21 protein-coding genes, 1 tRNA gene and 4 pseudogenes are annotated in these 24,389 nt (G+C 66.9%); 12 read left to right on the plus strand and 14 right to left on the minus strand.

Annotated elements, in window-relative coordinates; genetic code table 11:
• Nucleotides 1-118: 118 nt before the first annotated feature.
• From TY51_RS09230 to TY51_RS09240, 3 genes are all read right to left on the minus strand, one after another.
• Nucleotides 119-1,372, minus strand: a complete 1,254-nt coding sequence (locus TY51_RS09230; protein WP_373960576.1) for a urate hydroxylase PuuD — start codon at nt 1,370-1,372, stop codon at nt 119-121.
• Nucleotide 1,373: 1 nt separating this feature from the next.
• Complete coding sequence (uraH, locus tag TY51_RS09235; protein WP_042248712.1) at nt 1,374-1,724, minus strand: hydroxyisourate hydrolase; 351 nt, start codon at nt 1,722-1,724, stop codon at nt 1,374-1,376.
• A 107-nt stretch (nt 1,725-1,831) separates the two neighbouring features.
• On the minus strand, nt 1,832-3,310 hold the full coding sequence (locus TY51_RS09240; RefSeq protein WP_042248715.1) for a nucleobase:cation symporter-2 family protein: 1,479 nt from the start codon (nt 3,308-3,310) through the stop codon (nt 1,832-1,834).
• A gap of 267 nt (nt 3,311-3,577) precedes the next feature.
• On the opposite strand from TY51_RS09240, the gene bhcR reads away from it, so the two are divergent.
• On the plus strand, nt 3,578-4,378 hold the full coding sequence (gene bhcR / locus TY51_RS09245; RefSeq protein ID WP_042248719.1) for an HTH-type transcriptional regulator BhcR: 801 nt from the start codon (nt 3,578-3,580) through the stop codon (nt 4,376-4,378).
• A 6-nt stretch (nt 4,379-4,384) separates the two neighbouring features.
• Here bhcR and TY51_RS09250 read toward each other — a convergent pair whose 3' ends face one another.
• A complete protein-coding gene (locus TY51_RS09250; protein ID WP_042248723.1) occupies nt 4,385-5,686 on the minus strand; it encodes an NCS2 family permease in 1,302 nt (433 codons plus the stop codon).
• 218 nt (nt 5,687-5,904) lie between these two features.
• On the opposite strand from TY51_RS09250, the pseudogene puuE reads away from it, so the two are divergent.
• Both puuE and TY51_RS09260 read left to right on the plus strand, forming a co-directional pair.
• Nucleotides 5,905-7,310, plus strand: a pseudogene (gene puuE / locus TY51_RS09255) (allantoinase PuuE).
• A gap of 119 nt (nt 7,311-7,429) precedes the next feature.
• Nucleotides 7,430-8,205 (plus strand): annotated as a pseudogene (locus TY51_RS09260) (bifunctional allantoicase/(S)-ureidoglycine aminohydrolase).
• A gap of 16 nt (nt 8,206-8,221) precedes the next feature.
• On the opposite strand, the gene TY51_RS09265 reads toward TY51_RS09260, so the two are convergent.
• Complete coding sequence (locus TY51_RS09265; RefSeq protein WP_042248726.1) at nt 8,222-8,551, minus strand: DUF3140 domain-containing protein; 330 nt, start codon at nt 8,549-8,551, stop codon at nt 8,222-8,224.
• Nucleotides 8,552-8,664: 113 nt separating this feature from the next.
• Here TY51_RS09265 and TY51_RS09270 point away from each other — a divergent pair, with 113 nt between their 5' ends.
• A complete protein-coding gene (locus TY51_RS09270) occupies nt 8,665-9,876 on the plus strand; it encodes a heparan-alpha-glucosaminide N-acetyltransferase domain-containing protein (protein ID WP_052649991.1) in 1,212 nt (403 codons plus the stop codon).
• 2 nt (nt 9,877-9,878) lie between these two features.
• On the opposite strand, the gene TY51_RS09275 is transcribed toward TY51_RS09270, so the two are convergent.
• From TY51_RS09275 to TY51_RS09310, 8 genes and pseudogenes are all read right to left on the minus strand, one after another.
• Entirely contained in the window at nt 9,879-10,787 is a 909-nt protein-coding gene (locus tag TY51_RS09275; protein WP_081994842.1) for a DMT family transporter, read from the minus strand.
• Nucleotides 10,788-10,886: 99 nt separating this feature from the next.
• Nucleotides 10,887-11,630 carry a YebC/PmpR family DNA-binding transcriptional regulator gene (locus tag TY51_RS09280; protein ID WP_042248729.1) on the minus strand — a complete coding sequence of 248 codons (744 nt, stop codon included), beginning with the start codon at nt 11,628-11,630 and terminating at the stop codon, nt 10,887-10,889.
• A 125-nt stretch (nt 11,631-11,755) separates the two neighbouring features.
• Nucleotides 11,756-11,983 carry a hypothetical protein gene (locus TY51_RS09285; protein ID WP_231558988.1) on the minus strand — a complete coding sequence of 76 codons (228 nt, stop codon included), beginning with the start codon at nt 11,981-11,983 and terminating at the stop codon, nt 11,756-11,758.
• A 122-nt stretch (nt 11,984-12,105) separates the two neighbouring features.
• Entirely contained in the window at nt 12,106-13,890 is a 1,785-nt protein-coding gene (locus tag TY51_RS09290) for an SLC13 family permease (RefSeq protein WP_042248732.1), read from the minus strand.
• Between the two features lie 102 nt (nt 13,891-13,992).
• Nucleotides 13,993-14,808, minus strand: a complete 816-nt coding sequence (locus TY51_RS09295; RefSeq protein WP_042248734.1) for a TIGR00282 family metallophosphoesterase — start codon at nt 14,806-14,808, stop codon at nt 13,993-13,995.
• A gap of 100 nt (nt 14,809-14,908) precedes the next feature.
• Nucleotides 14,909-15,115: a cold-shock protein gene (locus TY51_RS09300; protein ID WP_042248736.1), complete on the minus strand. Its 207-nt coding sequence runs from the start codon at nt 15,113-15,115 to the stop codon at nt 14,909-14,911.
• A gap of 155 nt (nt 15,116-15,270) precedes the next feature.
• Nucleotides 15,271-15,345: transfer RNA gene (locus TY51_RS09305), tRNA-Thr, on the minus strand.
• A gap of 43 nt (nt 15,346-15,388) precedes the next feature.
• Nucleotides 15,389-16,962, minus strand: a pseudogene (locus TY51_RS09310) (ABC transporter permease).
• A gap of 318 nt (nt 16,963-17,280) precedes the next feature.
• On the opposite strand from TY51_RS09310, the gene TY51_RS09315 reads away from it, so the two are divergent.
• Complete coding sequence (locus tag TY51_RS09315) at nt 17,281-18,066, plus strand: hypothetical protein (RefSeq protein WP_231558989.1); 786 nt, start codon at nt 17,281-17,283, stop codon at nt 18,064-18,066.
• Between the two features lie 31 nt (nt 18,067-18,097).
• On the opposite strand, the gene TY51_RS09320 is transcribed toward TY51_RS09315, so the two are convergent.
• Nucleotides 18,098-18,349 carry a DUF2312 domain-containing protein gene (locus TY51_RS09320; RefSeq protein WP_042248738.1) on the minus strand — a complete coding sequence of 84 codons (252 nt, stop codon included), beginning with the start codon at nt 18,347-18,349 and terminating at the stop codon, nt 18,098-18,100.
• A gap of 111 nt (nt 18,350-18,460) precedes the next feature.
• On the opposite strand from TY51_RS09320, the gene TY51_RS09325 reads away from it, so the two are divergent.
• From TY51_RS09325 to TY51_RS09355, 7 genes and pseudogenes are all read left to right on the plus strand, one after another.
• Nucleotides 18,461-18,616, plus strand: a complete 156-nt coding sequence (locus TY51_RS09325) for a hypothetical protein (protein WP_307535871.1) — start codon at nt 18,461-18,463, stop codon at nt 18,614-18,616.
• Between the two features lie 78 nt (nt 18,617-18,694).
• Nucleotides 18,695-19,144 carry a D-aminoacyl-tRNA deacylase gene (gene dtd, locus TY51_RS09330; RefSeq protein ID WP_042248740.1) on the plus strand — a complete coding sequence of 150 codons (450 nt, stop codon included), beginning with the start codon at nt 18,695-18,697 and terminating at the stop codon, nt 19,142-19,144.
• A gap of 378 nt (nt 19,145-19,522) precedes the next feature.
• A pseudogene (locus TY51_RS09335) lies at nt 19,523-20,757 on the plus strand (DEAD/DEAH box helicase); the annotation flags it as partial.
• Between the two features lie 115 nt (nt 20,758-20,872).
• Nucleotides 20,873-21,445 carry a thymidine kinase gene (locus tag TY51_RS09340; RefSeq protein ID WP_042248743.1) on the plus strand — a complete coding sequence of 191 codons (573 nt, stop codon included), beginning with the start codon at nt 20,873-20,875 and terminating at the stop codon, nt 21,443-21,445.
• 88 nt (nt 21,446-21,533) lie between these two features.
• Nucleotides 21,534-22,646, plus strand: coding sequence for a D-alanyl-D-alanine carboxypeptidase family protein (locus tag TY51_RS09345; RefSeq protein ID WP_042248746.1), 1,113 nt, complete (start codon nt 21,534-21,536; stop codon nt 22,644-22,646).
• Nucleotides 22,647-22,686: 40 nt separating this feature from the next.
• Complete coding sequence (gene tmk / locus TY51_RS09350) at nt 22,687-23,283, plus strand: dTMP kinase (RefSeq protein WP_042248749.1); 597 nt, start codon at nt 22,687-22,689, stop codon at nt 23,281-23,283.
• Nucleotides 23,280-24,389, plus strand: a complete 1,110-nt coding sequence (locus TY51_RS09355) for a DNA polymerase III subunit delta' (RefSeq protein ID WP_042248751.1) — start codon at nt 23,280-23,282, stop codon at nt 24,387-24,389. Before tmk ends, TY51_RS09355 begins: the two co-directional genes overlap by 4 nt.

The following is a 24,389-nucleotide window of genomic DNA, read 5'->3' on the forward strand; positions in this document are numbered from 1 at the left end:
TGCCGGGGGCGCAAAGAGGCCGCGGCGGCACCCCCCATCGAGGGGGGCCGCCGCGCCCGGGGGACTGCGCCCCCGTGTCCCGCTGTCACGCGGGTCATTGTCGTTTGGCGAAAGTGGCCTAGAGCCCCGCCACCCCCAGAGGTCCGACTTCGCGGAACCAGCGCAGGATGGCATCGCGCTCGGCGTCCTCCATCCCGGTGATGTTGGCGGGGGGCATCGCGTCGGTCAGCCCCGCCTGGACATAGATCTGATGCGCCGCCCGGGCGATGTCGGCGGGCGTTTCCAGCAGGACGCCCTTGGGTGCGGTGCGGATGCCGTCCCAGACCGGTTCACGCGCATGGCACATGGAGCAGCGGCCGATGACGGCCTGGCTGGCATCCTCGAACCCTTCGGCATCGGCAAAGCGGGCCTCGACCGGGGTCAGGGGGCGGGCCATCGCCTCGTCATAGCTGTCCTGGTTCACGCCAAGCGATGCCAGCCACATCACCCCGATGAACAGCATCGTCGTGACCGCCCAGGTCCACCATTGGTACCCCTTGCGTGCGTGCATGGTGTTGAAGAAATGCCGGATGGTCACGCCCATCAGGAAGATCAGCGCCGCGATCAGCCAATTGTACTGGCTGGCGAAGGCCAGCGGATAATGGTTCGACAGCATCAGGAAGATGACCGGCAGCGTCAGGTAGTTGTTGTGGGTCGAGCGCAGCTTGGCGATCTTGCCGTATTTCGGATCGGCGGCGCGCCCGGCCTTCAGGTCGGCCACCACAATGCGCTGGTTCGGCATGATGATCAGGAACACGTTCGCGGTCATGATCGTCGCGGTGAACGCCCCCAGATGCAGCAGGGCGGCGCGGCCCGTGAAGATCTGGTCATAGGCCCAGCCCATCGCCACCAGCGCCGCGAACAGCAGCAGCATCAGCACCGTGGGACGGTTGCCCAGGGGCGACTTGCACAGCCCGTCATAGATCAGCCAGCCCACCGCCAGCGATCCGCCCGAGATCAGGATGGCCTGCCAGATCGCCAGATCGGCCTTGGCGGGCTCGATCAGATACAGGTTCGCGCCCGCCCAATAGGTGACCATCAGCAGCGCGGCCCCAGACAGCCAGGTCGCATAGCTTTCCCATTTGAACCAGGTCAGATGCTCGGGCATGCGTTCCGGCGCGACCAGGTACTTGCGGATATGGTAAAAGCCGCCGCCGTGGACCTGCCATTCCTCGCCATGTGCGCCCTTGGGCAGATCGGGCGCCTTCTGCAGGCCCAGATCCAGCGCGATGAAATAGAACGACGACCCGATCCACGCGATCGCTGTGATCACGTGCAGCCAGCGGACGGCAAAGGAGAGGAACTCCCACAGGATGGCGGTTTCCGGGATCATCTCAGCTGCCCCGATACGTGGAATAGCCGAACGGAGAGACCAGCAGCGGCACGTGGTAATGATCGTCCTGCGACATGCCGAAGCGGATCGGGATCACGTCCAGGAACCGCGGGCTTTCGGGCGCCACGCCCGACGCATCCATCCAGGCGCCGGCATGGAATTCCAGTTCGTAGGTGCCGGTGGCGAAATCGCCCGCCGGCAGGATATGCGCATCGGTGCGCCCGTCGGCATTGGTCACCATGCGCGCGATCTCCTCCCGCGCGGGCGACAGCCGGAACAGCACGACCTGCATCCCGCGCGCGGGCAGCCCGCGCGCCGTGTCCAGAACATGCGTTGTCAGAAAACCGGACATAAAATCCCCCCGTCTTGATCGGTCTTGTGCCGTGATACCCGATTTGCCCAAGCCCGGCAGGGGCTTGATGGGCAAGGCAGTCTTAAGAAACCGTGCATAATCGGACCCTAGTGATCGGCCAGGCGACCGGCCTCGGCCAGCTCCGCCTCGTCCGCGGGGGCGGCACCGTTATAGAACCAGTTCAGCGCAACCGCACTGACCGCAGCCAGCAGGATGCCCGAATGGATCAGCGGATGGATCGCGTGGGGCAGCCACTGCTTGAAGTTCGGCGCGACCAGCGGGATCATCGCCATGCCGATGCTGATGGCAACCACGAACAGGTTGTGGCGGTTGGCGGTGAAATCGACACGGCTGAGGATGCGGATGCCGGTGGCCGCGACCATGCCGAACATCACCAGACCGGCCCCGCCCAGGACGGTGGTCGGCAGGCTCTCGACCAGTGCGCCCATCTTGGGGATCAGGCCCAGCACGATCATGATCACACCCCCCGCCACGCAGACGAACCGCGACCGGATGCCCGTGACCCCCACCAGCCCGACGTTCTGAGAGAACGAGGTATAGGGAAAAGTGTTGAAGATGCCGCCCAGCATCGTGCCCAGCCCGTCGGCCCGCAGACCCGCGGCCAGACCGCGTGAATTGATCGGCCGGCGGCACATGTCCGACAGCGCCAGGAACATGCCGGTCGATTCGATCATCACCACGATCATCACCAGCACCATCGTGACGATCATCACCGGATCAAAGGTGGGCAGGCCGAAATGGAACGGCTTGATGACCGAAAACCAAGCGGCCTCTCCGACCTTGTCGAACTGCATCAGGCCCATCGCGGCGGCGGCGATGCCCCCCACTGCGATACCCAGCAGCACGGCGATGTTGGCCATGAACCCGCGGGCGAACCGCGACACCGCCAGGATCGTGCCCAGCACCAGCACCGCGATCAGGATGTTCGTGCCCGAAGCATAGGCGGGGTTGGCAACCACCGGGGCCAGGCGCACGCCCTCAGGGACGCCGCCCGCGGCGATGGCCCCGTCCAGCCAGGCCTGTTGTGCCGGATCGACCAGCATCGGCGCGGTCGGCCCGACCGGCAGGCCAAAGATCCAGTTGATGCCGATGGGCATCAGGCTGATACCGATGGCCAGGATCACCGTGCCGGTGACCACGGGGGGAAAGAAACGCAGGAACCGCCCGATCAGCGGTGCCAGCAGGATGGCGATCAGGCCCGCCGCGATGATCGCCCCGAACAGCGCACGTGCCCCGTCCGTGCCAGGCGTCTGGCCCGCGATGGCGACCATCGGCCCGACCGCGGCAAAGGTCACGCCCATCATCACCGGCAGGCGGATGCCGAAATACTGGGTCATCCCCAGGCTTTGGATCAGGGTCGCCAGACCGCAGACGAACAGGTCGGCCGAAATCAGAAAGGCCACCTCCTCGGGCGGCAGCTGCAGGGCACGGCCCACGATCAGCGGCACCGCGATGGCGCCCGCATACATGACCAGCACATGCTGGAACCCCAGGGTGATCAGCCGCCCCGTGGGCAGCATCTGGTCGACGGGATGGACCTCGGTCCGGGAAAGGCTGTCTGTCATGGCGGGCTCCCCTGTGGTGTCGCGTCGTGGTTGCGCGACTGACCCAGACCTAGCTTGGCCCGTCATTTTCCCGAAACGGATTTTCAGAGCGCATCTTGTGCAGGACCCGCCCATGCCCGAAAAGGCGGCACCGAATCCGTGCATGCACGCCCCGCGGCGGGGGTCGTTCGGGCGCAAAAATGGAAATGATTTCTAAGCGTTGGCTTTTGGCCTTGCGAGGTGTCATTTTCGCCCGCATCTAAAGGCTGCATTAACAAGGGACGCATAATGGCCGACCCGACCCGCAAGCGGGGCCGCCCCCGCAAGACATTGCCCGACGCACCGGGCACCGTGCAGTCGCTGGACCGGGCGCTGGACCTGCTGGACCTGCTGGCGGCCCAACCCGGCCTGACCCTGTCCGAAGTGGCGGAACGGTCGGCCCAGCCACCCTCGACCGTGCACCGGGTGCTGCACACGCTGGCCGCGCGCGGCATGGCCGAAAGCGACCCCGCGACGCAGGCCTGGAACATCGGGCCGCAGGCGTTTCGCCTGGGGTCGGCCTTCATGCGCCGGTCGGGGCTGGTCGAACGCGCCCGCCCGATCATGCGCGCGCTGATGGAACATACCGGGGAAACCGCGAACCTGGGCATCCTGCAGGGCGACAGCGTGCTGTTCCTGTCCCAGGTCGAAACGTCCGAGACGATCCGCGCGTTCTTTCCGCCCGGCACCCGTTCGCCCCTGCACGCATCGGGGATCGGCAAGGCGCTGCTGGCGTTCCGGCCCGACAGCGTCGCGGCACTGGGCCCGCTGGCGCGGTTCACCGACACCACGCTGACCGACCCCGAGGCGCTGGAGGCGGACCTGGCCCGCATCCGTCACCGCGGCTTTTCCTTTGACGACGAGGAACGCAGCCGGGGCATGCGCTGCATAGCAGCGCCCGTCTTCGATCTGTCCGGCGAGGCGATCGCCGGGATCAGCGTCAGCGGCCCCACGCACCGCATCGGGGCCGAACACGTCAAGACCTTGGGCGCGGTGGTGGCCGCCGCGGCGGCCAGCCTGTCCGATGCCCTGGGCGGCCCGACGCCCTGACCGCGATCAGTGCGCGCCGAACAGCGCGAACTTGGCCACGAACAGGGCGGCGATGATCCAGGTCGCGGCATGCACCTCGCGGGCGCGGCCGGTCAGCAGCTTGATCACCGCATAGCTGATGAAGCCGAACGCCAGCCCGTTCGCGATGGAATAAGTCAGCGGCATGGCGATGGCCGTCAGCACCGACGGCGCGGCCTGGGTCACGTCGTCCCATTCGACCTCGGCCAGTTCGCGCACCATCAGGGTGGCGACGTACAGCAGCGCCGGCGCGGTCGCATAGGCGGGCACCGATCCTGCCAGCGGTGCAAAGAACATCGCGGCCAAAAATAGCAGGCCCACGACCACGGCGGTCAGCCCGGTCCGGCCGCCCGCCTGAACGCCCGACGCGCTTTCGACATAGGCGGTCGTCGACGACGTGCCCAGCAGCGCGCCCGCGGTGATCGCGGTCGAATCGGCCATCAGCGCGCGACCCAGGTTCTTGTTCTTGTGGGTCGGCCCCTCGGTCAGCAGGCCCGCGCGCTTGGCGACGCCGATCAGCGTGCCGGTGGCGTCGAACACCTCGACCAGGACCATGACCAGCACCACCTGGAAGATGCCGAATGTCAGCGCCCCCATCAGGTCCATCTGCAGGAAGGTCGGTGCGATCGACGGCGGCATGGACATAACGCCCGAAAACTGGCTGACGCCCAGCGCGATGGCCGCGACCGTCACCACCAGGATGCCGATCAGGATCGCCCCCGTCACCCGCAGCGCGTCCAGCGCGACGATCAGGAAGAACCCGCAGATCGTCAGCAGCGTCCCCGTTGCGGTCAGATCGCCCAGCGCGACCAGCGTCGCGGGGTTGCCCACCACGATGCCCGACGACTGCAGCGCGATGATCGCCAGGAACAGCCCGATACCCGCCGCGATGGCGCTGCGCATCGACGCGGGGATCCCCGCGATCAGCCAGCGCCGGATGCCGGTCAGCGACAGGAACAGGAAGATCAGGCCGCTGATGAACACCGCGCCCAGCGCCTGTTGCCAGGTGAACCCCATGACCCCCACGACGGTAAAGGCAAAGAACGCGTTCAGCCCCATGCCCGGCGCCATGCCGATGGGCCAGTTGGCCCACATCCCCATGATCATCGACCCCAGCGCCGCGGCCAGGCAGGTCGCGACAAAGACCGCGTTGCGGTCCATTCCGGTCGTGGCCAGGATGTCCGGATTGACGAAGATGATATAGGCCATCGTCAGGAAGGTGGTGATGCCTGCGATCACCTCGGTCCTGACACTGCTGCCTTTTTCGGCAAGTCCAAAGTAGCGTTCCATGCGTCCCCCCTTGGCGGACCCCCCGTCCGCCGTTGAGCCGGACAGTGGGCGGCGCGGCCTCATGCCGCAATTGTCCCCGGCGCGTAAGTCTTTCAACGCGAATTTGAAAGACCCGTCCATTGTCGCGCATTCCTTGATACAGAATTCCGCCCCGGAGAGCTTGTTCTTGCGGTCTTGGCGCGCTTTGCTGACGCAACGACAGGCACAAGGGGACACCGATGCGCTACAGCCGAGACCTGACCGGATATGGCCGGACCACCCCCGATCCCCGCTGGCCGGGCGGTGCCCGCATCGCCGTCCAGATCGTCCTGAACTATGAGGAGGGCGGCGAGAACAGCGTCGAACACGGCGACCCCGCATCCGAGGCGTTCCTGTCCGAGATCATCGGCGCGCAAGCCTGGCCCGGCCAGCGGCACTGGAACATGGAATCGATCTATGATTACGGCGCGCGGTCGGGCTTCTGGCGGATGCATCGGATGCTCAAGGACCTGCCCGTCACCGTCTATGGCGTGGCCACCGCGCTGGAACGCAGCCCCGAACAGGTCGCCGCCATGCAGGAGGCCCGGTGGGAGATCGCGACCCACGGCCTGAAATGGATCGATTACCGCAACGTCCCGCGCGAGGAGGAGGCCCGCCACATCGCCCAGGCCGTGGCCCTGCACACCGCGATCACCGGCGAACGGCCGCGCGGCTTCTATCAGGGGCGCACGTCGATGAACACGGTGGCGCTTGGCTGCGAGGAAGGCGGGTTCGACTACCTGGCCGACACCATCGCGGACGAGCTGCCCTATTGGCACGTCCACAACGACCGGCCCCAGCTGATGGTGCCTTATACGATGGACGCCAACGACATGCGGTTCTCTTCGGGTCAGGGGTTCGGAACGGGGACCGATTTCTTCGACTATCTGCGCGACAGCTTCGACATGCTCTATGCCGAGGGGGCGGCGGGTGCGCCCAAGATGATGTCCATCGGGCTGCATTGCCGCCTGGCGGGGCGACCGGGCCGGGCGATGGCGATCCAGCGGTTCCTGGACCATGCCCGCAGCCATGACGGCGTCTGGTTTGCCAGCCGCCTGGACATTGCCCGCCACTGGGCCGCGGAACATCCGTTCCAGCCGCGTACCCGCCCATCGCAGATGGACCGCGACGCATTTGTCGCGCGGTTCGGCGGCATCTATGAGCATTCGCCCTTCATCGCCGAACGGGTCTGGGACGCGAGATGGGCGCCGTCCATGACACGCCCACCGGCCTTGCCGGGCGCATGGCACAGATGTTCCGCGCATCGGGCGATGACGAACGCCTTGGCGTCCTGCAGGCGCACCCGGATCTGGCAGGCAAGCTGGCACTGGCGAAACGCCTGACCGCCGACAGCACCGCCGAACAGGCCAGCGCCGGTCTGGACGCGCTGACCGACGCCGAACGCACCGAGTTTACCCGCCTGAACGACGCCTATGTCGCCAAGCACGGCTTTCCCTTCATCATCGCGGTCCGCGACCACGACAAGGCGGGCATCCTGTCCGCCATGCAGACCCGCGTCGACAACGACACCCCGCTTGAGCGCGCCACAGCCGAGGCGCAGGTCATCCGCATCGCCACCCTTCGCCTGAAAGAGATCCTGAAATGACCGATACCGGCCCCGCAGGCGCCCCCACCGGCGACATCGCCGTCCTGCCCACCGATGATGCGACCGGCGCGCGCATCCGCTATGCCGGTCCCGTTGCGGGCCTGCCGCCACAGACGGGCATGACGACCGACACGGCGGTCTTCACCGACGCCTATGCGGTCATCCCGCGCACGGTGATGCGCGACATCGTCACCAGCTATCTGCCCGGCTGGCAGGGGATGCGGTTCTGGATGCTGGCGCGTCCGCTGACCGGGTTCGCGGAAACCTTCAGCCAGTACATCGTGGAACTGGCCGAAGGCGGCGGAAGCGACACCCCCGATGACGATCCGGAAATCCAGCACGCGATCTTCGTCACCGGCGGCGACATGCAGGTGGTGATCGACGGGACCGAACATCTGCTGTCGCCCGGGGCTTCGCCTATATCCCCCCCGGCACGCCGTGGCGGGTCAGGAACCGCACGGCGGGTCCGGCAGGGTTCCACTGGTGGCGCAAGCGGTGGCAGCCCTTTGCCGGCACCGACAAGCCCGACCCGATCGTAGTGCACGAACAGGATATTGCGCCGTCGATGATGCCCGACACGGACGGGGCCTGGGGCACGACGCGCTTCATGGACCCCGCCGATCTGCGCCACGACATGCACATCACCGTGGTGACGTTCAAACCCGGCGGCTCGATCCCCTTCGCGGAAACCCACGTGATGGAGCATGGCCTGTTCGTGCTGGAGGGCAAGGCCGTCTATCGCCTGAACCGCGATTGGGTCGAGGTCGGCCCCGGCGATTACATGTGGCTGCGCGCCTTCTGCCCGCAGGCCTGCTATGCGGGCGGTCCGGGGCCGTTCCGCTATCTGCTCTACAAGGACGTAAACAGGCACGCAACGCTGTGGCCGAACCGGTAAGGCGCGGGGGCCGCGATCACCTCAGCGGATCGTGGCCCCAGTTCATCAAGGAATAGCGCCAGTCGCTGTGTTCCTTGTCCTTCTCGGGTCCGCCCTGCGCCAGGTGGCGCTTGATGTAACCCGCGACCTTGGCCATATGCGCCCAGTCATCCTCGGACAAGTCAGCCTTCTTCTTGTCCTTGATGCGCAGGATATGGCGGCCCGACCTGTGGCCGGTGCTTTCGCCCTGCCCGCCCGTGTCGCCGACCGACTTGCTGTCATCGGTCTCCAGCCAGTCCTTCAACTGCGACGGCGTCATGTTGACCAGCTCCTGCCAGTCGTTCCAGATCTGTTCGTGTGATGCCATTGCGTCCTCCCGCGTCACGCGAGAAACACTTGGCGACGAAACGCGGTTCCAATCCGATGTCGATCGGCCTATGACCGCGCCTTACAGACCCCAGAACAAAAGCGCGGTGGCGGATGCGGATCATAGGCCTCGATGCAGCGCGCAGTCTGGCGATCGTTCTGGCGATGTCGTCGCATGTCTATGCCGATATCGGGCTTGGCGCCTATATCCCTGATCATGTCGCGCGCATTGCATGGTTCTTTTTCCAGATCGCAACGCCGACCTTCATCCTGCTGTTCGGGACCATGCTGGAGGTCGTCTATCGACCCCGCTGGACCACGCCGCAGGCCCGGCAACAGGTGGCGACACGGCTTCTGTCCCGGGCCCTTCAATGCTGGGTCCTGTACGCGCTGACGATCCTTGCGCTGACCCTGACCGAGGACGGCTATTCGGTACCCTACAGCATCGCCACGATCCTGTTCATGGGCAACTCGCCCTATACCGAGATCCTGAAGTTCTATGCCGTCGTTCTTGCATTCGCCCCGATCCTGCTGTGGATCCGCGGGCGGGTGGGGCTATGGCCGCTGGTGGTCGCCGCCATCCCCTATCAGGCGGCGTGGCCACTGCTGAGCGCTTTGCCGGATATTCAGGGCGATCTGGGGGCGCCGACGCCTGTCGCAAGCCTGGTCCAGTTTCTGACCGGGTTTGGCGACCTGCCCTTGGCGGGTCCATCCATCCTTCATGGTCTGACGCTGGTCATCGTCGGGCAGTGGCTGGGCCGCTATCTGACCGGCAGTTCGCCGAACGGGCTGCAGGCGCTTGATCCGTCAACCGACCCGGGTTTCGGGCGACGGGTTCGCACCTTGCTGATCGGCGGCGCGGCAGTGGCGCTGATCGGTGGGCTGTTCGTGACCGAAGAGACGATCGTCGGGTTGTCGAGTGGAAGCCTCCGCAAGGACAGCCATCCGTTGTATTTCGCGGCGGGCATCCTGTCGGCGACATTGATGACGCTGCTGTTCGTCTGGCTGATCGACATCCGAAAGGTGGGGCGCACGGACCATTGGACGCGCGCGACGTTCTTTGGCCGAACAAGCATGTTCACCTTTGCATGGGGGAATATCCTGCTGTATCTGCTGCGCCCCGCTCCGGCCGATGGGGTGGCTGCACTGACATGGACCGTCGTGTTGCTGACGGCGATCGGCGCGATGAGCTTTGGGTTCGACCTGGCCGCACGTCGTTCGACACTGGCCGCGGCAGCGCTGAAACGCCTCAGGATGCCCGCCGATCGGATAGCCGCACGGCTGCTGTGGGTGACACGCGGTGGAAGGTCCGTGCTGCCTCTGTAGCGTCAGATCTTGGTGGCGCTGACCGGCGGTGTGACGGTGCGGGCGCGGATGCGGGCCTCGCGCCAGGTGATATAGCTGATCGCCCCGATCATCAGCCCGCCGCCCAGGATCACCCAAGGGTCCAGCGGTTCATGGAAGATCAGGACGCCGACTAGGCTGGCCCAGATCAACTGCAGAAAAGTCACCGGTTGCGTGACCGTCAGCGGCGCTGCGGCGAATGCCCGCGTCATCGTGTAATGCCCAAGCGTGGCAAAGACCGCGACCAGCGCCAGCCAGCCCAGTTGACCCATCGTCGGCGGCACCCATTGCGCGATGGCCAGCGGCGCCAGCCCGACGGACACGGTCAACGACATCATCGCCACCACCACCGCCGCAGGTACCCGGTCCGACAGCCGCTTGGCGATCAGATAGGACAGCCCGAACGCGACCGAGGCCAGCACCTGGCTCAGATGTCCGGGGTCCAGTTCCCGCAGGCCGGGCCGCAGCACCACCAGCGCGCCCAACAGCGCCACCCCCACCGCCGCGATCCGGCGCGAGGCCAGCCGTTCCCCCATGAACAGCGCCGCGCAGATGGTCACGATGATGGGGTTCAGGAAACCGATGGCCGTCACCTCGGCCACGGTGATGCGCGACATGGCATAGAACCACGCGACCACCGCCACCACGTGCAGCGCGCCGCGCAGGGCGAACAGCCCCCAGATCCCGCGCGAAAAGCCGCCCCGCAGGGCGCTTGCGATGACCGGGGCCAGGAACACCATGCCGAACAGAAAGCGGATGAAGGCCGCCTGCGACGCGGGCAGCGCGCCGTCCAGCCCGCGCACGATGGTATTGACCGCGACAAAGCACAGCCCCGTCGCCAGCATCCATCCGATGCCGATCATGTCGCGGCGTGTGTCGCTTTGCATCTGCATGATCTGCAATTGCCGCCTTTCCCGGCGGCGCGCAAGGCGCAAAACGCAAAGGCGGGCCGCCCCCCGATGGGAACGGCCCGCCCGCATGCAAAGCGCCGCTTACAGCTGCGCTGCGACCTCTTCCGAGATGTCGAAATTGCCGGTGACGGTCTGGACGTCGTCGTCGTCCTCCAGCGTGTCGATCAGGCGCATCAGCTTCTGCGCGGTCTCCAGGTCGGTGACCTCGGTCGGTGCCTGGGGCTTCCAGATCAGCTTGGCGGTGTCGGATTCGCCCAAGGACGCCTCCAGCGCGCTGGACACCTCGTTCAGGGCCGTGTCGGCGCAATAGATCCAGTGGCCTTCGTCATCGGATTCGACGTCGTCGGCACCTGCCTCCAGTGCGGCCAGCATGACCGTGTCGGCATCGCCCGCGGATGCGGGATAGACGATCTCTCCGACCCGGTCGAACATGAAGCTGACCGAGCCGGTCTGGCCCATGTCGCCGCCCGACTTGGTGAAATAGCTGCGGACGTTCGACGCGGTGCGGTTGCGGTTGTCGGTCATCGCCTCGACCACCAGCGCGATGCCGTTGGGGCCGTAACCCTCATAGCGGATCTCGTCATAGCTTTCGGCGTCGCCGCCCTGCGATTTCTTGATGGCGCGGTCGATCACGTCCTTGGGGACGGATTTGACCTTGGCCTCTTTGACGGCCATGCGCAGCCGCGGGTTCTTTTCAGGATCGGGGTCGCCCATCTTGGCGGCGACGGTGATCTCTTTGGCCAGCTTGGAGAACAGCTTGGACCGCAGCTTGTCCTGCCGGCCCTTGCGGTGCTGGATGTTGGCCCATTTGGAATGCCCTGCCATGTCGGGTCGTCCTTCGTGCGGAAAACTGGAATATCGCCCGCTTCTAGTCCAGCGGGCACCCCCATCGCAATGCGAAACGCGGCCCCGGGGGGCCGCGCGGTGGTCGTCCGGTGGTTTGGCGCGCCTTACAGCGCGGCGGCACCGCCCAGGATGCGGCGCACTTCGCCGTCGCGGGTCAGGCCCTTTGCGGACAGTTCCGCGTCGGACAGCTGGCTCAGGCGGTTCAGCGCGCGCATCTGCGGGCTTGCCTCGGCCAGTGCGATCATGAAGCGACCCACGGCACGGAACGGTGCCAACAGCGAGCCAGCCGAGAAACCGGTGGATTTGTGATCGACAGAAGCGATGGTCGCCATGTGGAAACTCCTTGCATAGGACAAAGTCGTTTCCTCCCCTGTGCCCTAGATCGGAGTTCCAGGCCCCAACCGCAACCGCCGATGCTGCATGGCAGCATTGCAGTTGCGGCAACAGCATCGGGTCAGGGGACCAGCGGCCACAGGATGGGGATGATCAGGCAGGCCACGATCCCGCAGATGATGTCCAACGGCACACCAACCTTGACGAAGTCCGAGAACCTGTAGCCCCCCGGCCCATAGACCATCATGTGCGTCTGATAGCCGATGGGCGTTGCGAACGCGACCGTGGCAGAGAACATGACCGCGACGACATAGGGGCGTGGATCGTGACCCAGGGTCGTGGCCAGCGCGATGGCGATAGGCGTCAGCAACACGGCGACCGCGTTGTTGGACAGCAGTTCGGTCAGCATCAGGCCCAGAAAATAGACCGCGATCAGCGTCAGGAAGGGCGGCAGCCCCATCAGATAGGGCGCGACGAAATCGACGATCAGGTTGACGGTGCCGGTATGTTCCAGCGCCTCGCCCACGGCCAGCATGGCAAAGATCATCGCCATCAGGCGACCGTCCACGAACGAGAACGCCTCTTCGGCATCGACGCAGCGGGTGATCAGGATCACCGCCGCCGCCAGGAAGGACAGCGCCAGGATCGGCGCGACGTCCAGCGCGGCCAGCGTCACCACCGCCAGCAGGCAGATGATGGCGATGGGTGCGCGGTTGCGCCGATAGGCCCGCGCCGAGGGGCGCGAGACGTCGACCATCTCCATGTCGGTGGCCAGGCGGCCGATATCCTCGGGGGCGCCTTCCAGCAGCAGGGTGTCGCCCACGCGCACCACCAGGTCGTCCAGCTGGCGACCGATGTTCTGGTTTCGCCGATGGGCCGCCAGAACGTAGATGCCATAGCGCCGGCGCAGGCGCAGATCGCCCAGACGCCGCCCGATCAGGTGGCAACCCGGAGAGATCAGCACCTCGACCGTCTCGGTCGCGACCGAGCCCAGCTTGTCCAGCATCTGCAGGTTCTTGTTGTCCAGCATCTCCAGCAGATCGGACATCTCCGACCGCAGCACGACCCGGTCACCGGGGGCCAGCACGACCTCGGGCAGGTTGCGGCGCAAAGACGCGTCGCCACGCAGGACGTCGATCAGCCGCACGGCGTCGCGCTTGAACAAGGCCACCTCGGTGACGTTCTGGCCGACCAGCGACGAATCCTCAGGGATCGCGACCTCGGTAAAGTACTTCATCTCGCGCCGCGCGCCCAGGAACCCGGCCAGCGAGGTGCGTTCGGGCAGCAGCTTGCGCCCGATCAGCAGGAAATAGACGATGCCGGCCAGGGTGATGGCGATGCCCACGGGGGCGATCTCGAAGATGGTGAACGGCTCCATCCCGCGTTCGCGGGCGACGCCGTCGACCAGCAGGTTGGTCGAGGTGCCGATCAGCGAGATCATGCCCCCCATCAGCGTAAAATAACTTAGCGGCATCAGCAGCTTGGACGGGGTTGTTCCAAGACGCAGCGCCAGCTGGATGCAGATCGGGATCATCACCGCGACGACCGGCGTGTTGTTCATCACCGCCGATGCGACGATGACGAAACCAAACAGGCTGGCGATGGCCATCATCGGGTTGGTGTCGGCGCGGGCGGACACGATGCTGGACATCAGGTCCAGCGCCCCCGTCCGCATCAGCCCGCCCATCAGCAGGTACATGAACGCGATCGTCCAGGGCGCGGCGTTCGACAGCACCCCCGCCGCATCGTCGATCGGCAGCAGGCCCAGCACCATCATCGTCGCGGCCGACGCGATGGCAATGACCTCTGGCGGATGCTTTTCGCGGATGAACAGAAGAAACGTGATGCTGACGATGATCAGCATGGCAACGGAGGCGGTTGTACCGGTCAGTTCAAAGCCAAGCATGAAGATCCTGTCTCGTCACACGGCCCGGATGCGGCCCCGACATCGGGGTGTAGAGCAGTTTTCCGCGCTGCCGCAAGCGAAAGTTGAGAAGATTATTCTCTGTCAGACCGGATGCGTCGCCGCCAGCCGACCGCCGTCGCGCACCGGCTGGACGCTGCGCGCCTGACCCGTGCGGTCGTCGGTTTCGACCAGAACGCCGGACAGCGTCGCCTCTCCCTCGGCGGGGACGAAGCGGTCGCGGACCATGCCGGTGATGAAGCGGCGCAGCGGCTCTGCCTTGTCCATGCCGATCACGCTGTCATAATCGCCGCACATGCCCGCATCGGTCAGGTAGGCAGTGCCGCGCGGCAGAACCTGCGCATCGGCGGTGGGAACGTGGGTGTGCGTGCCGACGACCAGGCTGGCGCGCCCGTCGCAGAAATGGCCCACGGCCATCTTTTCGCTGGTGGCCTCGGCGTGGATGTCGACCAGCGCCGCCTGGACCATGCCGCCCGGCGGATGGGCGCGCAGCACGCCGTCCAGCGCCGAGAACGGATCGTCATAGGGCCGCGACATGAACACCTGTCCCAGGGCCTGCACGATAAGCGCCTTGCGCCCGCGCTGGTCGCTGATGATGGTGTGACCCCGGCCCGGCGCCTCGCGCGCAAAGTTCAGCGGGCGCACGATCCGCGGTTCGCGGTCGATGAAGGCCAGCATGTCCTTCTGGTCGAAGGCATGGTCGCCCAGCGTCAGGCAATCGGCCCCCGCCTCCAGCAACAGCTGCGCGTGGCCCGCGGTCAGGCCGCGCCCGCCGCTGGCGTTTTCCGAATTGACCACGACAAGGTCGGCCTTCAGCCGGGCGCGCAGCCCCGCCAGCCGTTCGGTGATCGCGCGACGGCCTGAACGGCCCATCACATCGCCAAGAAACAGAATTTTCATGGGGGTCTGCTATGCCAATCTGGGTGCGGCCTCAAGCGCGCACATGCAAAAAGGGCTGCCTTGCGGCAGCCCTTTCATATCGTCGCCGTAAGGCGTCGGATCAGACGAACTGAACGTTCGTTGCCGATTCGCGACCGTCGCGGCCGCGCTCCAGCTCGAACGTCACCTTCTGGCCATCGGCCGGAGCCGACAGGCCCGCGCGCTCAAGAGCCGAGATGTGCAGGAAAACGTCCTGGCGGCCGCCTTCCGGTTGAATGAAGCCGAAGCCTTTGGTGCTGTTGAACCACTTCACGGTGCCGTTGGCCATCGTGAGATCTCCTGTCTTAGTGTTCCACCCGCAGTATGCGGTGGCTTGGCCGTCAGATTAACAAAGCAGACTGAAGGCAGAAGCAGACAGGATGCAGAGAATTTAACGTAGCCATGTCTAGATAGGGCAGACGGTTCCGGGATGCAAGGGGAAGTTGGTGCCGGCTGAGGGATTTGAACCCCCGACCCCCTGATTACAAATCAGACGCTCTACCACTGAGCTAAGCCGGCATCGATGCCCGATTATCAAGCCGCCCCGTGCTGCGCAAGCGTGTCAGCGCCGTGCGCCGCCCAGATTGGTGCGGGCCAGCAGCGCGACCGCGGCCAGTCCCACGGCCATCACCAGAAGGGCGGCGGGGGCAGCATTGCCCAGATCCTCCAGGCTGGCGCGTTCGTGGGTGCGGGTGGCCAGCGTCTCGAAGTTGAAGGGGCGCAGCAGCAGGGTCGCGGGCAGCTCCTTGACGCAATCGACGAAGACCAGCAGCAGCGCCGCCCCACCGACCCGCGCATCATCGGCAGATAGACCGCGCGCAGCACGCCCGCATTGTCGCGCCCCAGCGACCGCGCCGCCATCGGCAGCGACGGCGGCACCCGCGTGAAGGCCGCGTCGATGGCCCCCTGCCCGATGGCAAAGAACCGCACCAGATAGGCCAGCACGATGGCCGTGCCCGTCCCCGTCAGGATCAGCCCCGGATCGGTGCCTGTCACCGCCAGCCATGCGTCCGCGACTCGGTGATCCAGCGCCGCCAGCGGGATCAGCAGCCCCACCGCCAGCACCGCCCCCGGCGCGGCATAGCCGATGGTCGTGACCGGCATCAGCAGACGCGGCAGCGCGCGGCCCGACAGGCGCGTGCCATAGACCATGATCAGTGCCATCAGCACCGTCAGCACCGCGGCGATCCCGCCCAGTGACACCGTGTGCCACGCCGCCCGCACCAGCCCCGGCGACAGCCACCCCTGCGGATAGGCCAGCGCATAGGTCGCGATCACCCCCACCGGCAGCACGAACCCCATCGCAAAGGGCAGCGCGCAGGCCAAGGTCGCCGCGATCCCCGGTAGCGCGCGCAGACGCTGACGCTGGATCGGGCGCGGCTGACGGGCGCTTTGGTGATAGCGCGCATTGCGGCGCGCGAAACGTTCCCACAGCGACAGCAGCACGATGATGGCCAGCATCGCGCAGGCGATCTGCGCCGCCCCGCCCGCGTTCCGGCGCTCCAGCCAGGTGGTGAAGATGCCGGTGTTCAGGGTCTGCACCCCGAAATAGCTGACGACGCCGTAATCGGCGACCGCCTCCATCATCGCGATGGCGGACCCCGCGACGATGGCCGGGCGCGCCAGCGGCAGGCCCACGCGGGCGAACAGGCCCCACGGCCCGGTGCCCAAGGCGCGCGCGACCTCGTATGCGCTGCCCGACTGTTCGTGCAGCGCGGCGCGCGTCAACAGATAGACGTATGGATACAGCGCGGACGCCAGAACCACGATCGCCGCCTCCAGCGATCGGATGCGCGGGAACCAGTAGTCGCGGGCCGTCTCCCACCCGAACCAGCCGCGCAGGGCGATCTGGACCGGTCCGGAATAATCCAGGAAATCCGCGAGCGCATAGGCGCCGATATAGGCGGGCACCGCCAGGGGCAGCAGCAGCAGCCATTGCAGCACGCCGCGCCCCGGAAAATCGTACATGCTGACCAGCCACGCGGACCCGGTCCCCATCGCCGCCGCCAGCAGGCCCGTGCCCACCGCCAGCGCGACCGTATTCCCGAAATAGCGGGGCATGACGCTGGACAGCAGATGCGGCCAGATGTTGTCGGTGGGGTTCAGCGCCAGCCAGACGACCGACAGGACCGGCATCAGCACCAGTCCCGCGACCAGCACGGCGGCGACCGACCATCCGCGTCCGCCCCCCTGGCGCAGGGCGTGGTCGTGACGGCGGCTGCGGGTCGGGTCTGGGGCTGTCCGGGTCATGCCCAAGGGCGATATGCCAAAGCGGTTTGACTGTCCACGCCGGACGGTTAATCTGCGCGGCACACGCAGGACGGGATTACCCGCCGCAAAGACAAGAAAAGACGGGACAGTTCAGATGCAGATGGTTTTCCACCTGGGGGTGCACGGCACCGACCGCGACCGCCTGCTCAAGACGCTGCTGAACAACCGGGCCGCCTGCAGGGCGTGGGCACCGAGGTCGTGACCCCGAACCGTCATCGCGGCCTGTTCGACGAGGCGCTGGCCTCGCTGAACGGCGGCACTGCCACGGCCGAGATGGAACAGATCATGCTGGACGCGATGCTGGAGAGCGACGACCCCAAGCGGATCGTGATGTCCACCTCGACCTTCATGGGCGCGCCGGGGCGGGCTGTGGGCCGCGAGGGGCTGTATCCGCAGATCGGCATGCGCGCCGCGGCGCTGTCGCGGCTGTTCCCGTCGGCGCGCACCGAATTCTTCGTGGCGATGCGCAACCCCGCGACCCTGCTGGCCGAGGTCCTGCCCCAGTTCGGCGGCGGCGGATACGACGACCTGATGCAGGGCAACCACCCGCTGCAACTGCGCTGGCGGCTGGCGATCCAGAAGCTGGTGCGATCGGTGCAGGGCCGCCGCTTGGTCCTGTGGTGCCACGAGGACGTGCCGCTGATCTGGCCCGAGGTGGTGCGGCTGATCGGCGCATTGCCCGACGGCGTGCCGCTGGCGGGCAACATGCCCTACATGTACGACCTGCTGGGCGCGTCCGGAATGGAGAAGCTGCGCGCCGCGATGGCGGGCCGCGACCAGACCAACGTCGCGCAGCGCCGCCAGATCTATTCCGAGGTGCTGGCGGCACATGCCCTGCCGGAGGTATTGGACCAGACCATCGACCTGCCGGGCTGGACGCAGGAGCTGGTGGATCAGGTGACCGAGAACTACCGCGCCGACGTGGCCGAGATCGCGGTCCTGCCCGGGGTCGAATTCATCCTGCCCTAGGGCCGCGGAAGGCGGCCCCAGGGCGGCGTCGTCAGACCATCCCCAGGGCGGCCTTGTACATGTCCAGGATCGCCTCTTCCTCGGCGATGTCGTCCTTGTCGCGGCGGCGCAGGGCGATGATCTGCTTCATCACCTTGGTGTCGTATCCGCGGGCCTTGGCCTCGGCCATCACCTCTTTCTGGCGTTCGGCGATGTCCTTCTTTTCGGCCTCAAGCTGCTCGAACTGTTCGATGAACTGGCGCAGTTCGTCCGCGGCCACCCCGTAAGCTTGATCGTCCTGCATCGGATTCGTCCCTTCTTGCGCGTTTGCACCGGGTGTTAGGCGGTCTTGTTGCGGGGTGCAATCGCCGCTAGGGGACGGTCGCGAAACCCCGCTTTGCCCAAGGAGAAGACCATGACCCTGTTCGACTGGATCATCTGGAGCGGCGCGGCCCTGACCCTGATCGGGCTTGGCGCCCTCGTCTGGTGCATCTGGACCGTCGGACGCGCCGCGCGCGGGGCCTGGACGACGCAGCGCTGCGCGAAAAGATGCGCGGCGTGCTGGCCGTGAACATGGGCGCGCTGGCCGCATCGGTCATCGGCCTGATGATGGTCGTGGTCGGCATCGTTCTGGCGCCCTGACCCGCGCATGAGGGTCCTGATCCAGCGCGTCGCGCAAGCCAGCGTCACCGTCGACGACCAGGTCGTGGGTCGGACGGGCCCCGGCTTGCTGATCCTGGTCTGCGCGATGCGGGACGACGACGATGCGGCCGCGGACAAGATGGCCGCCCGCGTGGCGCGGCTGCGCATCTTTCGCGACGATCAGGGGCGCATGAACCGGTCGCTGCAGGACACCGGCGGGTCGGCGCTGGTCGTCAGCCAGTTCACCCTGGCCGCCGACACGCGCAGCGGCAACCGTCCCGGATTTTCGTCCGCCGCCGCCCCGGACGATGGCCGTCGCCTGTACGAACGCTTTGCGCAGGCGCTGCGCGATCTGGGAATCGGCACCGAAACTGGGCGCTTTGGCGCCGACATGCAGGTGGCCCTGGTCAATGACGGGCCGGTCACGATCTGGCTGGACAGCGCCGACCGGGACTGACCCCACGGGGCTTGACTTTCGCGTCATTCTGGCCCATCTGACACCCATCGCCGTCCGCTGCCGCGTGAGCAGCCCCTTGGGCCATTCCCGATGACGCCGATACCCAATCCAGTTTCCCATTCACGCGGGGAGGCAGCAGGCATCCTCGTATCGCGCCTGCACCCCTGCCACTGGCCGCGCCCTGCGCGTGGCCCCTGCCTTTGCGTCCGATACGGGGGACGAAAGGGACGAAAGATCCTGATGGAACAGAACAACACCCGCCGCCGCCCCAATCGTGGCGGCAAGTCCACCCCCAGCCGTGCGCCGATCTCGGCCCAATCGAACGAGGGGCGCCGCGCCCCCGCCCGCGAACCCGTCATCACCGGTCCCTTTGCGGACATGGGGATCGACCACCGCATCAACGCCAACATCATCGCGATGGGCCTGACCACGCCCACCCCGATCCAGGAGCAGGGCATCCCCGCCATCGTGCAGGGCCGCGACGTGCTGGGCCTGGCCCAGACCGGCACCGGCAAGACGGCGGCCTTCGGCCTGCCGATGCTGACCCGCCTGATCAACTATGGCAAGAAGCCCGACCCCAAGACCTGCCGCGCGCTGATCCTGGCGCCGACCCGCGAACTGGCCACCCAGATCGCGACGAACATCGACGCCTATGCCGAAGGCACGCCCATCCGGTCGTTCCGCGTCGTGGGCGGCGCCTCGATCAACACCCAGACCGAGCGCCTGTCGCGCGGCGTGGACGTGCTGATCGCGACGCCGGGCCGCCTGATGGACCTGATCGAGCGTCGCGCGATCAGCCTTGAGGCCACCACCTATCTGGTGCTGGACGAGGCTGACCAGATGCTGGACATCGGCTTCATCCACACGCTGCGCAAGATCGCGCGTATGCTGCCCAAGGAACGCCAGACGCTGATGTTCTCGGCCACCATGCCGAAGCTGATGTCCGAGCTGTCGGACACCTACCTGACCAACCCGGTCAAGGTCGCCGTGAACCCTCCGGGCCAGGCCGCCAAGAAGATCGACCAGGGCGTGCATTTCGTCAGCCAGGGCGACAAGGCCACGCTGCTGGCCGAATACATGTCCAAGCACACGACCGAGATGGCGATGGTCTTTGGCCGCACCAAGCACGGTTGCGACAAGCTGGCCAAGCTGCTGGAAAAGTGGGGCTTTGCCGTCGCCGCGATCCACGGCAACAAGTCGCAGGGCCAGCGCGAGCGCGCCTTGGAGGCGTTCCGCAAGGGAGAGACCAAGGTTCTGGTCGCGACGACGTGGCAGCCCGCGGCCTGGACATCCCGGACGTGGCGCACATCTATAACTATGATCTGCCGAACGTGCCCGAGAACTATGTCCACCGCATCGGCCGGACCGCGCGTGCGGGCCGTGACGGTCGCGCCGTGGCCTTCTGCTCGCCCGCCGAGCTGGGAGAGCTGCGCGCCATCGAGAAGGCGATGAAGAATTCGATCCCGGTGATCGGCGGCGACGTGCCATCGGCTGCTGCCGCGGCCGCGGCGGGTCCTGCAGGCGGCGTTCAGCGCGGACGTGGCAAGCCGATGGACGGGGGCGCGCACAAGCGTCCCGCACGCCGTCCGTCGCGCGCGCCAAAAGCCGCACGGCCTGATCCCTGCCGCAAGGCAGATGGGTATTTGGACAACGAAGAAGCCGCCGGGGAGCGATCCCCGGCGGCTTTTGCTTGTCGAGGGTCATGGGCGCGGGTATGGGCCGGGCACCATGGCAAAGCTGTATTTCAACTATTCGACGATGAACGCCGGCAAAAGCACGCTGCTGTTGCAGGCGTCCTACAACTATCGCGAACGCGGGATGGAGACGCTGCTGCTGACGGCGGCGCTGGACGACCGCGCGGGCAAGGGGCGCATCGCCAGCCGCATCGGCATCGCCGACGAGGCGCTGTCCTTTGACAGCGCATCCGACCTGCTGGCGCTAGTGGCAGCGACCGCACTGCGCCCCGCCTGCGTCTTTGTCGACGAGGCGCAGTTCCTGACCGCGGACCAGGTCTGGCAGCTGGCCCGGGTTGCCGACGATCTGGGCATTCCTGTCATGTGCTATGGCCTGCGGGTCGATTTCCGCGGCAAGCTGTTTCCCGGATCGGCGGCCCTGCTGGCGCTGGCCGACGACATGCGCGAGGTCCGCACCATCTGCCATTGCGGCAAGAAAGCCACGATGGTCATCCGCCGCGACGATGCAGGCCAGGCCATCACCGAGGGCGCGCAAGTCCAGGTCGGCGGGAACGAGACCTATGTGTCGCTGTGCCGCAAGCATTGGCGCCAAGCCACGGGAAACTGATCACGATTGCCCCGCCCCGACCAAGGCGCGTTGCGGGGCGGATTGGGTTGATGTAACCATCATGGAAAACAACCTAGGGGGACTTATCATGCGCGGATTCCTGATCTGGGTGGCGGCCGTGCTGGCCATGACGGCCCCTGCCAGGGCCTTCGAGACCACCGCCTCGGCGGCGTGGGTCTATGACGTCCAGAGCGGCACCGTGCTGATGGAAAAGAACGCCGACACGCCCCTGCCCCCCGCGTCCATGTCCAAGCTGATGACCCTGACCATGCTGTTCGAGGCGCTGCGCGACGGGCGCGTGACCATGGACACCACCTTTCCGGTGTCGGAAAAGGCATGGCGCATGGGTGGTTCCAAGATGTTCATCGAACCCGCCGACCGTCCGTCGGTCGAGGATCTGATCCACGGCATCATCATCAATTCCGGCAATGACGCCTGCGTCGCCGTGGCCGAGGGGCTGGCCGGAACAGAGGAAGCCTTTGCCCGCCAGATGAACGAACGCGCGGCGCAGCTTGGCCTGACGCACACCACGCTGACGAATTCGTCGGGCTGGCCGGATCCGGGCCATCGCATGTCGATGGAGGATCTGGGCCTGCTGGCCGCCTACATGATCGCCGAATTCCCCGATCTCTACCCGAACTTTGCGATGACAGAGTACAACTACAAGGGTCGGGTGCCGTCGAACGCGGGCAACCGCAACCCGCTTTTGTCCATCGGCACGGGCGAATGGACCGCCGACGGGCTGAAGACCGGCCACACGCAGGAAGCCGGGTATGGCCTGGTCGGATCGGCCATCCAGAACGGTCGGCGGATCATCTTTGTCATCACCGGGCTGCAGACCGACCGGGCGCGGGCCGAGGAATCCGAACGTCTGGTCAACTGGGCGTTCCGCGAGTTCAGCATGCGCACCCTGGTCCCCGCCGGAGAGGACGTGGCGCAGGCCCCCGTCTGGCTGGGCACCGCGTCGCGGGTTGGCCTGACCACGCAGAACGGCGTCAACGTGCTGGTCCCCGCCGGTGTCCAGGACCAGGTCAAGGTCGAGGTGGTCTATGACTCCCCCGTCCCCGCGCCCATCGCGCGTGGCGACCGCCTTGGCCAGCTGGTCGTGACCATCCCCGGCACGCGCGACACGATCACCCCGCTGATCGCGACGCAGGACGTCCCCGAAGCCGGCCTGATGGGCCGCATGAAGGCGCCGTGATGCAGCTTGGCCAGCGCGCCCTTACCGCCGTCACCGGCTGATGCTGATCAGTCTGGAAGGCATCGACGGCTGCGGCAAGTCCACGCAAGCCCGCCTGCTGGCCGACGCGCTGCGGGCGCAGGGCCGCGACGTGGTGCTGACCCGTGAACCCGGCGGCAGCCCCGGCGCCGAAGAGATCCGCAGGCTGCTGGTCGAAGGTGCGGGCGAACGCTGGTCGCCCGAGACGGAATGCCTGCTGTTCACCGCCGCCCGCCGCGATCATCTGGAACGCACCATCCGCCCCGCGCTGATGGCCGGGCGCGTGGTGGTGACCGACCGCTTTGCCGACAGCACGCGCGTCTATCAGGGCGCGGCGCGGGGCGATCTGCGCGACATGGTCGACCGGCTGCATGCGCTGATGATCGGGGTCGAGCCGGACCGGACCTTTGTCATCGACATCGACCCCGCGACGGGGCTGGCCCGTGGCAACGCGCGCGGCGGGGCCGAGGATCGGTTCGAAAGCCTGGGCCTGTCGTTCCAGCAGCGTCTGGCCACTGGGTTCCGCGCGCTGGCCGCCGAATATCCCGATCGCGTGCGGCTGATCGACGGCAGCGGCAGCGCGGATGACGTGTCGGCCCGCATTCTGGCCGCGTTGTGAAGACCGAACCCGCCGACATTCCCGAACCCGACCGGGTTCCCGGCGCGCCCCATCCGCGCCATGCGCCGCGCGTGATCGGTCAAGATGCGGCGGTGGCGTCGTTCCTGCAGGCGGCGCAGGGTGACCGCCTGCACCACGCCTGGCTGCTGACCGGGCCGCGCGGCGTGGGCAAGGCGACGCTGGCTTGGGCCATCGCGCGCTGGCTTCTGGCCGATACCGGGCGGGCCGATCTGTCGGTCGATCCCGACACGCCCGAGGCCCGCCGCATCGCCGCCCTGTCCGAGCCGCGCCTGGCCCTGATCCGCCGCCCCTGGGACGACAAGACCAGCCGCCTTCGCGTAGAGATCACCGTGGACGAGATCCGCAAGCTGCTGTCCTTCTTCCACCTGTCTGCCGCCGAAGGGGGCCGTCGCGTGGCCATCATCGACGCCGCGGACGAGATGAACACCGCCGCCGCCAACGCCCTGCTGAAGGTGCTGGAGGAACCGCCGTCGGACGCGCTGATCCTGCTGATCGCGCATCAGCCTGCGCGCCTGCTGCCCACGATCCGGTCGCGCTGCCGCACGCTGCGCCTGTCGCCGCTGCCGCCGCGCCAGATGTCCGCGATCCTGTCCGACATGGGCCTGAACGAGGATGCCGAGGCGCTGTCGGCCCTGTCCGACGGTTCCGTCGGGGAGGCGCTGCGGCTGGCGGGTCAGGGGGGCCTGGACCGCTATCAGGAACTGGTCGACTTGTTTGCCACCCTGCCCCGGATGGACCGGCTGGCCGCGTCGAAATTTGCGGATGGGGCAGCGGGTCGTGCCGGCGCCGATGGCGATCCGTTCGACCTGACCATCACCGTGCTGGACCGCGTCGTAACGCGGCTGGCGCGCGCAGGCCTGATGGGTGCGCCCCTGCCCCAGGCCGCACGCGGTGAGGGCGCGCTGATGGCGCGCCTGTCGCCCGACGACCACGCCGCCCGAATATGGGCCGAGGCGCAGGCCCGCCTGTCGGCGCGCGCCCGCACGGGGCGGGCGGTCAACCTTGACCCTGCCGCGCTGGTCATGGATATGGTGCTGGAACTGGCGCAGCTGCCGCCCGCGCAAGCGTCCCTGACCAAGGCCTGA

The sequence above is a fragment of the Paracoccus sp. PAMC 22219 genome (genome assembly GCF_000787695.1).
Classification (GTDB): Bacteria; Pseudomonadota; Alphaproteobacteria; order Rhodobacterales; family Rhodobacteraceae; genus Paracoccus.